The following is a 13,239-nucleotide window of genomic DNA, read 5'->3' as shown; positions in this document are numbered from 1 at the left end:
GTATTATATCCATCGTATTCAGCATGGACGCTTGTACCAAAAACCATAATAGTTAGTAATAGGGCACCTAAAATAGATGAAAGTTTTTTCTTCATAGTTTTCCCTCCTTTCGTATCTAGTAATGTCTCCAGTTCCTTTAGACAATATTCGGTTGAAAATATATAAAACCATTTGAATTGAAATTCCGATAAACATCTTTAATTTTTATTATTAAAAGTACTTATAATAATGGATCAGGTTAATTGAAATGTATTTATTCTATATAAGAATAAATTTTTGGTAACGGTACATTCTATGAGAGGTAATTACTATATTTGGGTAAGGTGTTTCTTATGAGTTATAAGAACTTATTTTCTTTAATCAAGAACATGATTGGGAAAATTTTTTCTATAGTAAGTATTGTTGCTAAAAGTCTAATTTCTTTAAGGAGGAATATTTTTATGGGTATTTTAAGTGGAAATCCACAAAATGAACCAATGCACTACGGAGAAGTCTTTGGGATTTGGAGTTACCTTGCAGCGGCACAAGGCACAATTGCTGGATATCAAGTTCTTATTAACCATACAGGAGACGAGGATTTAAAGAAATTTTTAGAAAACCTTGTAGAGAATGATATCCAATCAGAAGTTGAAGAATTAAAAAATATATTAAAATTGAATGGTGTTGCATTACCACCAGCACCTCCAGAAAGACCAGTTGCATCTATTGAAACGATTCCTCCTGGTGCTCGTATTAATGATGCGGAAATTGCAGCTAAAGTTTCTATGGATCTTGCTGCTGGGTTAGTAGCATGTAGTCAAGCTATGGGACAATCTCTTCGAGAAGATGTTGGGATGATGTTTGGTCAATTTCATATGAAAAAAGCACAAGCTGGAGCTATATTACTTCGTCTGAATAAGAAAAAAGGTTGGATTATTCCGCCTCCATTACATGTTCTACAATCAGATCAAGCATAATACTTGAATAAAATTCAATCTATTCTTTATGGTGTTGCATTGAGGTTGTCTAGGAAAATAAAGGCTATTAGTAAATTAAAATAAGTGGCAGAGTTGTGACCGCTTTTTGGCAGTATGTGTGCCGGTTGTTTTGGAATTAAGGTGTTATATTTGTATTGTGAGTAGTGGCGGAAAACATTTTTCTCAAAATTCCTGATAAATGAAAATGGATCGTCATGACCGGTGGCGATGATTGAAGATTGGATGACCAGTTGTTTCTTGATTCCACATTCAATTGCAATTTACGTTGTGTAAACGGAGAAGGGCTTTTGCTCTTCTTCCAATTACTTAATAATATTAATGCAAATATACGTAAACAAAATTAAGTGACTGGAAGAAGAATAAAACTTCATTTACCGAAATTGAAGTGTAAACTAATACTTAAATAAAAAGCATCCATTAGGGTGCTTTTTATTTTATAGATAAGGAGTGAGGATAATGTGTGACCATAAGTATCAAGTATTAGATAGTGATACTACTTCTTTCTATTCTGATGATAAGCAATTCATTCAGGAAGTATCAGCTACTTTCTATTGCGAGAAGTGCCTTGATATTCAACGCCGAGAGAAGTGGATTGATACGGGTGTGATAGAGGTAAAGGATAGTGAATGAATACAAAACCAAACAACAGAAGCGTAAGTTCTATGATAGTGGTGAGTGGAAGAGTACACGCGAACAAGTAAAGAAGCGTGACAACTATGAGTGCCAGGAATGTAAACGTAATGGTCGAGTGCAAACAGACACGAATGAATACAGTGAGAGTGCAAAGCGTAAGAAGATACAGCTCGTTGTCCATCATATAAAAGAACTTGAGCATCATCCTGATCTTGCATTAGACATAGACAACCTTGAAACAGTCTGTGTGAATTGCCATAATAAAGAGCATGGAAGAGTTTATGAAAAGAAACAAAATAAATGGGAACATGATGAGAAATGGTGAAAACAAAACCAAAATAACACCCCCCCCTTAAAATATTTCATCAAAAATTCGTCTTAGGGGCACCGGAGGAGGGGGTTAACTGTCAGGTTTTTTTCGATTTTACGCACGTAAGGGGGGGTGGGTAGATGGCTGTTAGTATTGTGAGGTTAAAAGAACAGCTCATGAATAGTATTGATATCACAGATTTAGTCGAAGTTGAAAAAGTAGAAAGATACATTGATCTGGTCAAAGCATTTAGAAAAATAAATAAAACCATTAATAAAGAAGGTGAATCTGTAACAGTAAAAAATGGTTCTCAAGTTTTTGTTAAAGCCCACCCTCTTATAAGTGAGAGGAACAAAATTAACAGTTCTTTAATTGCTTTAGGAAGAGATATAAAATTCGTTCCTAAAGTGGGTGCTTCTAATACGGGATACAGTCCAAGTGATTTAATATGATCAGGCAAAAGTATGTAGATGAATATATTGAGCTTTATAGGAGTGGGAAAATAAAGTTCAACAAAGAAAGAGAACTGTTAATTGACTATCTAGAAAAATATGTTTTGAACAGAGACGATTTGTATTTTGATGATGAAATGATTGAGAAGTGTATCCGTTTTGGAGAGAAATGGTACTTCCCATTGCAAGCATTTCAGAAATTCTTAATAGCATTCGTTTTTTTGTTTTATAAGAAAAACGGGCGTGTATTTTATCGTAAATTCTTGTGGATGCTAGGACGTGGTGGCGGTAAAAACGGATTAATATCAGTCATCATTCATTTTTTAATTAGTGAAATGCATGGTATCACGGAGTATAACATTTCCGTTGTTGCAAACAGTGAAGAGCAGGCGAAAACCAGTCCAGATGAAGTTCATAAATGCGTCAAACGAAATGAAATATTGCAACGAGCATTTAAAACCACATTAACCCAAACTGTCTCTAAAGCAACAGGAAGTATATTGAAGTTTAGAACGTCTAATGGAGATACAAAAGATGGTTTGCGTGATGGCGCGGTTGTATTTGATGAAATACATCAATATGAAAGCAATAAAGATGTTCGAGTCCACATTAGTGGTTTAGGGAAAAAGAAAAACCCACGTGAATTTTACATTGGTACAGACGGGTATGTACGAGATGGATTTCTAGATAAGCAAAAAGAAAAAGCAATGAAAGTTTTAAATGGTGAAGCCCGTCCAAATGCTATCTTTCCGTTCATTTGTAAATTAAATGATGAAAAAGAAGTCGATGATATCGATAATTGGGAAATGGCGAATCCGATGTTATCTGATCCATTAAGTGAGTATGCTGAGGGATTACTTGAAACGATAAAAGAAGAATATGAGGATTTAGAGGATGATCCAAGCAACCGAGAGGAGTTCATGACAAAACGAATGAACTTGCCGGTTACAAATTTGGAGCGATCTGTTGCGAAATGGTCAGAAATTCTTGCTACAAATCGTCCATTTCCTGATTTATATGCTCAAGAATGCATAGGGGCATTAGACTTTGCAAGTATTCGAGACTTTGCAGCATGTGGTCTTTTATTTAGACAAAATGGGGAGTACATTTTTAAAACTCATTCCTTTGTTCGAAAAGAATTTGTTGATATCTATTATGGATATTCTAAAAAAGCAGGTGAGTTTAAAAAACAAAAATTTGCTCCAATAAAAGAATGGGAAGAGCAAGGACTACTAACGGTTGTGGATGAACCGACTATTAATCCTCAGCATATTGTTGATTGGTTTGTAGAAATGAGAGAACAATATGGGGTTAAAAAGATTATAGCTGATAACTTCAGAATGGAAGCAATAAGGCCATTATTAGTAGCAGAGGGGTTTGAAATAGAAGTTATACGAAACCCAAAAGCAATTCATAGTTTATTAGCTCCACGTATTGAAATGGCATTTGCAAATAAACAAATTGTTTTTGATGATAATCCGCTAATGCGTTGGTATACGCAAAATGTGTTGGTTGTTATCAAAGGTGATGGAAATAAAATATATGAAAAGAAAGAACCTGTACGTAGAAAAACAGATGGGTTTCAGTGTTTTGTTCATGCTCTTTATCGTGCGGATGAGATACAAGAAGCAACTGATTTTGTTATAGGTAACATTAAATTCTAATAAAGGGGGGGTGATAACCATTGGATGGTTAGGTTCAGTATTTAAAAGAAATAAAGAACTAGAATTTATGCTAGATCTGGATTTGATTGCTGATACAGCAAATAGGCTTCACATGAAACGATTAGCACTTGATACATGCGTATCTTTTCTAGGAAGAACGATTAGTCAATCTGAATTCAGGGTAAGAAACGGTAAAACATTTGAGAAGAATGAGCTTTATTATCGACTAAACGTTAGACCGAATAAGAATATGACCGCAAGTACCTTCTGGGAAAGATTTATTCGTAAACTTATTTATGATAATGAATGCTTAGTCATACAAGCTGATGATGGTGATTTACTTATTGCCGATGGATTTCAGCATAACGAATATGCTGTATATGAAGATGCTTTCACAGATGTAACAGTAAAAGATTACACGTTTAAGAGAAGTTTTAAACAAAGCGAAGTAATTCACTTAAAGTATCGAAATGATAAATTATCTCCACTTATCGATGGATTATTTGCGGATTACGGAGATTTATTTGGTAGGATATTAAACTCACAGAAGCGTAAAAATCAAGTTCGTGGCACGGTTGATATGGATATGATTGGTGCTAAAACAGAAGAACAAATAGCGAAATTACAAGAGTTTATAGACAACATGTATAAGTCGATTGGCTCAAAAGATATAGCTATTGTCCCACAACAAAAGGGTATTAATTATAACGAGATATACAACGGTGTTGCGAATGGCCCAAGTGTGGAAGAAATCAATAAAGTAACAAATGGTTTCTTAAATCAAGTAGCTATGGCATTTGGTATTCCAACAGCTCTGATATATGGAGAAATGGCTGATGTAGAAAAGCAAACGAAAAATTATATGCTTTTTACAGTACGGCCATTATTAAAAAAGCTATCTGATGAAGCGAACGTTAAATTCTTTGAAATGAGTGAATATCTTTTGGGACGAAGAATTGAGGTTAAGGCTGTTTCCTATCAAAGTATATTTGATCTTGCGACAAGTATTGATAAACTCATTTCTTCAAGTGCATTTACAGGAAATGAGATTCGATCAGAAGTAGATTATGAAGATTCTGATGATCCAAACCTAAATATCCATCATATTACGAAGAACTATACAAAACTAAATGAATCTGAAGGAGGGGAGAAAGAAAATGACGGTGAAAATTGACGTGAAAGGACCGATTATTTCTAATGATGAAGCTTGGATTTATGATTGGTTTGAAATGGATGCTACAAGCCCAAGTAAGATTTCAAAAGAACTTGAAAATGCAAATGGCGAGGAATTAGTTGTATCAATAAATAGTCCTGGTGGTTATGTAAATGAAGGTTCAGAGATTTACACGGCATTAAAAAATTATCCTGGTCATGTAGAAGTTCAAATTGTTGGTTTAGCAGCAAGTGCAGCATCATTTATTGCAATGGCTGCCGATAAAGTCCGAATTTCTCCAACAGCACAAATCATGATTCACAATGCTTCTATGTGGAATGGTGGTGATCATCGTGACATGGAAAAGGCGGCTGAGATGTTAAAAATAACAGATCGAGCAATTGTAAACGCCTATGTCATTAAAAGTGGTAAATCAGAAGAAGAACTACTTAATATGATGGCTGAAGAGACTTGGATGGGTCCACAACAAGCATTAGAAAATAATTTTGTAGATGAAATCATGTTCATGGAGAATCCAGTTAAAATGACAGCTTCAAGTGCCACTTCTACTATGATCCCGCAGAAAGTAATTGATGGTTTTAGAAATGGAACAATGGGAAAAGGTCAAGGAATTACAAAAGAAGATTTAAATACAGCATTATCAGGGTTAAAAGGTGAAATCCTGAATGATTTACAAACGAATACAAATCCCAAAGAGCTTATTCCAGAACCTGTTAATACAAAGCAGAATCTGAGTAAGCTCTTTTTAACTTTAGGAGGAAAATAAAATATGGTTATTAAATTCAATAACTTTGAAGAGAAGAAATTAGCTTTTGCGAAAGCAACACAGGAAGGTACAACAGAAGAACAATCGGCAGCATTAAATTCTATGATTGAAGCACTTGCTACAGATGTTCGTTCAGATATCTTAAATCAAGTGAATGAATCAATGGTAGATCGTTCTATTATGCAATCTCGCGGCGCTAATGTATTAACAAGCGAGGAAATGAAGTTCTTTAATGCAGTTGTGGAAGAAGGTGGCTTTAAGTCTACTGAAACTTTACCTAAAACAACTCAAGAACGAATCTTTGATGATTTAGTTGAAGATCATCCTTTATTACAACATATTGGTTTAGAAAATTTAGGGGCTGTAACAGAATTCATTTACGGCGATCCAGAGGGTGCAGCAGTATGGGGACCGTTATTTGATGGTATTAAAGGGCAACTAAATGCTACATTCCGTAAAGATAGCATTTCACAACTTAAATTAACAGCGTTTATTCCATTAGCAAACGACATGTTGAAACTTGGACCGGTATGGGTAGAACGTTATGTTCGTACAATGATTACAGAGGCAATGAAAGTGGGTTTAGAACGTGGATTTGTAGCTGGTACAGGTAAAAATGAACCTATCGGGTTATTAAAAGATCCAAGTGGAAGTGTTGTGAATGGAGTATATCCAGATAAGAAGCCAGTAGGCACTTTAACATTCGAACCAGGTCGTAAAACAATCAATGAATTAAAAAGTGTTGTTAAACTACTAGCTAAAAAATTAAATGCTGATGGTTCGGATGCAGATCGACCAAAAAATATTGCTGGTAAAGTAGTAATGGTAACTAATCCGTTTGATACTTTTGATATTCAAGCGAACGCAACAATTCAAAATGCGGCTGGAGTATATGTAACAAGCTTGCCATTTAATCCGATCCTTACAGAATCGGTGTTTGTACCTCAAGGGAAAGTATTATTCTTTGTTAAGGGTCAATATGTTGCAGCGATGGGTGGAACAGAGCCAATCAAAAAATATGAAGAAACACTAGCTTTAGAAGATGCGACAGTTTATATTGCTAAACAATATGCTACAGGTAAACCAAAGGATAAATACACTTCACAAGTTTACACATTGAAACTTGAAGAAGTAACGCCACCAACACAAGGATGATGTGAATGGATACAGTAATTTCAAATGAAATATTACAGCAATTCAAAGATAGGATGCGATTAGGTGATGACGAAGACGATAACCTAAGACGTATCCTTTTTGTATCCAATGAGGCTCTAATAAAAGTATGTGGATCGTATGACATAACCAAAGATGAGACGTTCAAAGAATTAGTTTTTGAGCGTTCTCGTTATGTTTACAATGATGCACTTGAGTATTTTACTAAGAATTTTTTAACCGAAATTAATAGTTTTGGCATTGCAAAAGCTTTAGAAGAAATAAAATTGGACGGTGATTAATATGCGTCCTTTTCACTACAAAAAACCACTGAATTCCGGTGATTTTAGAAATCGAATTAGCATTGAACAACCTGTAGTAATAAAAGATGAATTAAACCAAGTAATCGAAATATCTTGGCAAGAAGTTAAAAAAGCATGGTCAATGATAAAAACGGTAAAAGGGTCTGAGTATATTGAAGCTTCAGCTTCACAAGCTACTCGGATCTATCGTTTTGTAATCCCTTATACATCAGGAATTACAGAAGAAATGCGAGTTAATATGAAAAATCGTATCTTTGATATTGTCGAACCGCCAATGAATGACGATGAAATGTATCAAACATTGACTATTATCGCAAAGGAGCATACTTGATATGAATGATTTTGCGAGTGAGCTTGCTAGAGAATTACAAAGATATGCGAATATTGTGGAAGAAAACTTAGAAAATGAAATTGATGAAGTAGGAGATATTGCTGTAGGTAAGTTAAAGCAAAATAGCCCTAAAAAAACAGGTGCTTATCGTAAAGGATGGCGTAAGAAAAAAGAAGGTAATGGCGTTATCCTTCATAATACGCAAGGACAATTAACGCATCTTTTAGAAAAGGGACATGCCAAAGTCGGTGGTGGTCGAGTTCCAGCACAAGTTCATATTCGTCCAGTTGAAGAGTATGTAATTGACGAATTGCCAAGACGTATTGAAAGGGCGGTCGGGCAATGACATTAGGTGAATTAACAAAAATCCTTGAAGCTACAGGTTATCCTGTGGTTTATTCGCATTTTACAGCAACGCCAACCAATCCAATTCCAGCGCCACCTTATATTTGTTTCCTTGTGGATGGTTCAGCCAATCTCATGGCTGATAACAAGGTCTATCACAAGATAAATGATTTAAATATAGAGCTTTATACAACTAAAAAAGATTTAGTTGCAGAAGCCAAGCTTGAACAAGTCCTAGACGATCATGAAATTCCTTATGATTCGTATGGGACTTTTATTGAATCTGAAAAGTTGTATCAAAAAAATTATGAAACGAGGTTGATGTAAATGAATGAAAACAAAGTAGCTTTTGGTTTGAAAAATGTCCATTATGCACTCTTTGATATTAAAGATGGTGTCGTTACATTTAGTACACCAATTCCATTGCCAGGTGCGGTTGAATTAACGTTTGATCCACGGGGGGATTTAATTGAATTCTACGCGGATGACATGCTTTACTATGCAGCGAGTAACAACCAAGGGTATGACGGAACGTTATCTATTGCGACTATTCCGGAACAATTTGCTGTTGATGCATTAGGTGAGGAATTAGACGAGGAAGATGGCGTGTTAAATGAGTTAGCTGATGCGAAAGGAAAATCATTTGCACTATTATTTGAATTTGATGGTGATGTACGAGCGACGCGCCATGTTATGTTTAACTGTTCAGCAAGTCGTCCGACACTTGCATCTAAAACGAAAACAAATTCAGCAGAACCTAACACAAATGAACTTAAATTTGTATCAAGCCCTATTGATATTAACGGAAAACGTATGGTTAAAACGAAAACTACTACTAAATCAAAACAAGCGATTTATGATAATTGGTATAAGAAAGTATATACAAAAGTACCTGCATTACCAAAAGGAGCGTAAGTAGATGGAAAAGACAATTACAATAGACGGAAAACGAGTCAGATTAAAAAGTACAGCGGCAACAGTTAAACGATATAAAGCACAATTCAGACGTAATTTATTTGCAGATATGATGGGGTTAGGAGCAATTAGTACGTTAACTTCACCAGATGGATCACAACAACCTATCGATACATCTAATCTTGATTTAAGTAAAGTGGATTTTGAGCTTGTTTATGATTTGACTTGGTTATTCGCTAAAACGGCTGATTCCAGTATTCCTGATCCTATGACGTGGCTGGATGAATTTGAAGAATTCCCAATTGAAGAAATCATGCCAGACATAATGGAACTAGTTCAAGTCACTATGGGAGCAAAAAAAAAATAACAGCAAATAATGAAAAGCAAGGGACATTCAGTGATGAAGAATTAACCACTGATTTGTTCCTGGCTCTTTGTTATAAAGCAAAATTAACGCATTGGGATTTAGAAACCATGACAATCGGTGATTGTTTTGATTACATCGCTGAGTTTGCTGAAATGGAGAATCCAGACAAAGAAAAAGTTAGAAAAGCAAGTCAAAAAGACTTTGATTCATTCTAAGAAATGAGGTGAGAAAATGGCAGGAAGAATTAAAGGGATTACGATAGAAATCGGCGGAAATACTCAACCGTTACAAAATGCTTTAAAAGATGTAAATAAACAAAGTGATGCCTTGGCTAAAGAATTAAAAGATGTTGAACGCTTGTTAAAGTTTGATCCAGGTAATGTGGAAGCATTAGCACAAAAACAAAAATTACTTACACAACAGATTGAAAATACAACACAAAAGCTAGATAAATTGAAAGCAGCGGAACAACAAGTACAAGCTCAATTTCAAAACGGTAAAATTTCTGAAGAACAATATCGTGCATTCAGGCGTGAAATTGAATTTACAGAAGGGTCACTTAATGGTCTTAAAAATAAGCTCGGAAACATGAAGGCTGAACAAGAGAATGTAGCGAGTTCCACAAGGCAATTAGAAACATTGTTTAGAGCTACAGGAAAAAGCGTTGATGATTTTGCAGGAGCATTAGGAAATCGTCTTGTGAATGCTATTAAAAGCGGAACAGCTACAAGTCGCCAACTAGAACAAGCGATTGGAATTATTGGTCGTGAAGCATTAGGAACTGAAGCAGATATTGAAAAATTACAACGGGCGCTACGATCTGTGGATGCTGGCAATTCAATACAACAAGTGCGAAACGAATTACGAGACTTACAACAAGAAGCCCAAAGGACAGAAAGAGAATTTCAAGAATTAGATATAGGCTTAGAAAACGTACTTGGTGCAATGGTAGCTGGTGGCGGAATTGCCGGGACAATCGAAAAAGCACTTGATATGTCCAAATTAAAAACAAAGATTGATATCACTTTTGATGTCCCAGAGTCTTCGAAGAAATCAGTAGAAGAAGCTGTGAGAGGCGTTACCGCTTATGGCGTTGATGCTGAGGCATCTTTAGAAGGTGTACGTAGACAATGGACATTAAATAAAAATGCTAGTGATGAGGCGAATGCAGCGATTGTAAAAGGAGCGGCAGTTATTGCTAACTCTTATGAAGGAGTAGATTTTACTGAGTTAATTCAAGAAACAAATGAAGTAGCTGCGGGTATAGGAGTATCAAACGATCAAGCTTTAGCTTTAATGAACTCTCTATTAAAAGCAGGATTTCCACCAGAACAATTAGATACAGTAGCAGAGTATGGAATGCAAATGCATGAAGTTGGGTTCAGTGCTAAAGAAATCCAATATATTTTTGAACAGGGAATAGATACGAAAACTTGGAACATTGATAATCTCAACGATGGGGTTAAGGAGGGGCGATTAAATCTTAAAGGCTTTAGTCAAGAGGTTCCAAAAGCAATGACTGAATTACTAGAAGGTACAGATGTCTCTGCTGAAAAAATGAAAGAGTGGGGAAATGCAGTTGTTAGCGGAGGGGAAGCTGGCTCGAAAGCTATGTCTGAAGTTGCGCAATGGATAGACGGGATTAAGGATAAATCGCTTCAAGATGCTATCTCAATGGAAATCTTTAAAACAAAATGGGAAGACCAAGGGAAAAATTTACTCGCGGTTTATAAAGGTGTAGACAAAGCACAGGATAAGACAAAGCAAAACCAAGATCAATTAAATGAATCTGTTCAAAAGATGGATGCTAATCCAGCTGTGAAATTTCAAAAAGCTATGCAAGATTTACAAGTTGCTCTCGAACCATTGCTAGGCGTTGTAGCCGATGTTATTTCTAAATTCGCTGAATGGATTTCTAACAATCCAGAGTTGGCAGCGACATTAGCAGCAGTAGCAACCGCTATTGGTATAATATCGGGTGCAATCATGGCACTTGCACCTATAGTTGTAACCGTCATGAGCTTTTTAGAAGTTTCAGCATTAGTAGCAGCTGGGATTGTCGCCATTGTTCCAATTATCATAGCAGCTATAGTTGCTCTAGGTTTTGCTATTTATAAAAATTGGGACGATATCAAAAATTGGACAATAGAAACCTGGAATTCTATTAAAGAATATTTGATAGAACTTTGGAACGGTATTGTTCAATCATCTAGTGAAGCCTGGAATTCATTTTTAGAAACAATGCATTCATTCTTTGATCCAATAGGTCAGTTTTTTAGCGATTTATGGACAGGAATAGGCGAGATATGTAGTAGTACCTGGAATTCTATTGTCGAATTTTTCTCAGGAGCTTGGGCTTCATTCACTGAAATGATGCATAGTTTCTTTGATCCGATAGGGGGATTCTTTAGTAGCTTGTGGTCTGGAATTGTTGAAACAGCCTCCTCTTGGTGGACTTCTTTAGTTACAACAGCTTCCGAACTGTGGGGAACACTCGTACAAGCTTGGCAAGAAACTTGGAACACGATTCTCACTGTTTTAGATCCAATTATTTCAGCAGTTTCTACCGTTTTAGAAGCTGGATGGTTACTTATTCAAGCCGGAGTACAAATTGCATGGGCGGCAATTTGCCAATATATTATTCAACCAATTCGAGAGGCTTACAATTGGGTGAGTACAACAATCAGTGAAATGGTTACTTGGCTTGGTACACAATGGGAAATTGCAAAAGTTGTGGCACAAATAGCCTGGGGATTATTTAAGCAATATATCATTCAACCAGTCGTAGACACTTGGAACTTAGTAAAAGAAAAGTTCAGTGATTTAGTTTCATGGCTAAATTCACAATGGGAGACAATAAAATCATATACATCAGCAGCGTGGAGTTTGGTAAAACAGTATGTTATCCAGCCAGTGCAAGAATTGTGGAATGCAACAAAAGAAAAGTTGAATGATTTAGCAAATTGGATATTAGGAAATTGGGCAAAAATCCAATCTTATACACTTGCAGCATGGCAGTTAGTTTATAAATATGTTATTGATCCGGTTATTTCAGCCTATAATTCTACGAAAGAAAAATTCGGCGAAATGTATAACAGTGCGAAAGAAAAGTTTGATGCTATAAAAAATGCAGCACAAGAAAAATTCGATGCGGCTAAACGTAACATCATTGATCCAATCAAAGAAGCGGTTGGTAAGGTAGAAGAATTTATTGGGAAGATTAAGGGATTCTTTAGTGATTTAAAATTAAAAATCCCCAAACCTGAAATGCCATCAATGCCACACTTTAGCTTAGAAACTAGTACAAAAAATGTTTTAGGTAAAGACATTACTTATCCGTCAGGAATTGGCGTGAAATGGAATGCAAAAGGTGGTATTTTTACTCGTCCAACTATTTTCGGAATGAATGGTGGACAACTTCAAGGTGCTGGAGAAGCGGGACGAGAAGCGGTGCTTCCCCTTAATAAAAAGACACTTGGAGACATTGGCGCTGGAATCGTAGCAGCCATGCCACGAGAACAATTTGCTATGCCAGGAGAAATAAATCAATTAATGGGTGACATGAGCCGTATGATGGCTAGTTCTGTAAGTCAATTATCAGCCTTAAAGACTGTTATGAGTGGCGTGTATGGGAATATGTCAAATAGCAAACAGGCTATGACAAGTAGTGTATCAAATCAAGTAATTAATAACTCACTTGGATCATCTGGTGGCGGAGCAATTCCGATGCTTGGTGGTGATTTGGTTGTTGAAGTTCCTGTTGTTATAGAGGGGCGAGATGTGGCGCGTGGTACGTATCGATATACAACCGAGTACCAAGAAAGAGAAAA

15 protein-coding genes and 1 pseudogene are annotated in these 13,239 nt (G+C 35.9%); 15 read left to right on the top strand and 1 reads right to left on the bottom strand.

Translation table 11 applies throughout. The features are described from left to right. Positions 1–95, bottom strand: a pseudogene (locus tag JDS92_RS27465) (WGxxGxxG family protein); the annotation flags it as partial. 345 nt (positions 96–440) lie between these two features. On the opposite strand from JDS92_RS27465, the gene JDS92_RS27460 reads away from it, so the two are divergent. The 15 genes from JDS92_RS27460 to JDS92_RS27390 form a co-directional block, all read left to right on the top strand. Beyond that, positions 441–956 carry a DUF3231 family protein gene (locus tag JDS92_RS27460; protein ID WP_097957639.1) on the top strand — a complete coding sequence of 172 codons (516 nt, stop codon included), beginning with the start codon at positions 441–443 and terminating at the stop codon, positions 954–956. A 477-nt stretch (positions 957–1,433) separates the two neighbouring features. Continuing rightward, entirely contained in the window at positions 1,434–1,607 is a 174-nt protein-coding gene (locus tag JDS92_RS27455; RefSeq protein ID WP_176548990.1) for a hypothetical protein, read from the top strand. Further along, the gene (locus JDS92_RS27450) at positions 1,600–1,935 is read left to right on the top strand and encodes an HNH endonuclease (RefSeq protein ID WP_097957640.1); all 336 of its coding nucleotides are present in this window, start codon (positions 1,600–1,602) and stop codon (positions 1,933–1,935) included. The genes JDS92_RS27455 and JDS92_RS27450 overlap by 8 nt, the downstream gene beginning before the upstream one ends. Positions 1,936–2,060: 125 nt before the next feature. Then, positions 2,061–2,372 carry a P27 family phage terminase small subunit gene (locus JDS92_RS27445; protein ID WP_000301149.1) on the top strand — a complete coding sequence of 104 codons (312 nt, stop codon included), beginning with the start codon at positions 2,061–2,063 and terminating at the stop codon, positions 2,370–2,372. Then, positions 2,369–4,036 (top strand): terminase TerL endonuclease subunit, encoded by a 1,668-nt coding sequence (locus JDS92_RS27440; protein ID WP_097957642.1) that lies wholly within the window; start codon positions 2,369–2,371, stop codon positions 4,034–4,036. Before JDS92_RS27445 ends, JDS92_RS27440 begins: the two co-directional genes overlap by 4 nt. A 10-nt stretch (positions 4,037–4,046) precedes the next feature. Then, the gene (locus JDS92_RS27435; RefSeq protein WP_097957644.1) at positions 4,047–5,210 is read left to right on the top strand and encodes a phage portal protein; all 1,164 of its coding nucleotides are present in this window, start codon (positions 4,047–4,049) and stop codon (positions 5,208–5,210) included. Then, positions 5,194–5,976 carry a head maturation protease, ClpP-related gene (locus tag JDS92_RS27430; protein WP_097957645.1) on the top strand — a complete coding sequence of 261 codons (783 nt, stop codon included), beginning with the start codon at positions 5,194–5,196 and terminating at the stop codon, positions 5,974–5,976. The genes JDS92_RS27435 and JDS92_RS27430 overlap by 17 nt, the downstream gene beginning before the upstream one ends. A gap of 3 nt (positions 5,977–5,979) precedes the next feature. After that, a complete protein-coding gene (locus JDS92_RS27425; RefSeq protein ID WP_097957646.1) occupies positions 5,980–7,131 on the top strand; it encodes a phage major capsid protein in 1,152 nt (383 codons plus the stop codon). Positions 7,132–7,136: 5 nt separating this feature from the next. Beyond that, the gene (locus JDS92_RS27420) at positions 7,137–7,430 is read left to right on the top strand and encodes a hypothetical protein (protein ID WP_097957648.1); all 294 of its coding nucleotides are present in this window, start codon (positions 7,137–7,139) and stop codon (positions 7,428–7,430) included. Between the two features lies 1 nt (position 7,431). Next, positions 7,432–7,782, top strand: a complete 351-nt coding sequence (locus tag JDS92_RS27415; protein ID WP_097957650.1) for a phage head closure protein — start codon at positions 7,432–7,434, stop codon at positions 7,780–7,782. Position 7,783: 1 nt separating this feature from the next. Further along, complete coding sequence (locus JDS92_RS27410) at positions 7,784–8,128, top strand: HK97 gp10 family phage protein (protein ID WP_097957652.1); 345 nt, start codon at positions 7,784–7,786, stop codon at positions 8,126–8,128. After that, positions 8,125–8,454: a hypothetical protein gene (locus tag JDS92_RS27405; protein WP_097957655.1), complete on the top strand. Its 330-nt coding sequence runs from the start codon at positions 8,125–8,127 to the stop codon at positions 8,452–8,454. Before JDS92_RS27410 ends, JDS92_RS27405 begins: the two co-directional genes overlap by 4 nt. Continuing rightward, positions 8,455–9,042 carry a major tail protein gene (locus tag JDS92_RS27400; RefSeq protein ID WP_001004909.1) on the top strand — a complete coding sequence of 196 codons (588 nt, stop codon included), beginning with the start codon at positions 8,455–8,457 and terminating at the stop codon, positions 9,040–9,042. Positions 9,043–9,046: 4 nt separating this feature from the next. Beyond that, positions 9,047–9,409, top strand: coding sequence for a hypothetical protein (locus JDS92_RS27395; RefSeq protein ID WP_097957656.1), 363 nt, complete (start codon positions 9,047–9,049; stop codon positions 9,407–9,409). Between the two features lie 231 nt (positions 9,410–9,640). Continuing rightward, positions 9,641–13,239 (top strand): phage tail tape measure protein (locus JDS92_RS27390; protein ID WP_199632842.1); only part of this gene is annotated, 3,599 nt, incomplete at its 3' end.

The organism is Bacillus cereus group sp. N12 (assembly GCF_016483575.1).
Taxonomy (GTDB): Bacteria; Bacillota; Bacilli; order Bacillales; family Bacillaceae_G; genus Bacillus_A; species Bacillus_A toyonensis.
This window is presented reverse-complemented; position numbering and strand designations above follow the sequence as displayed.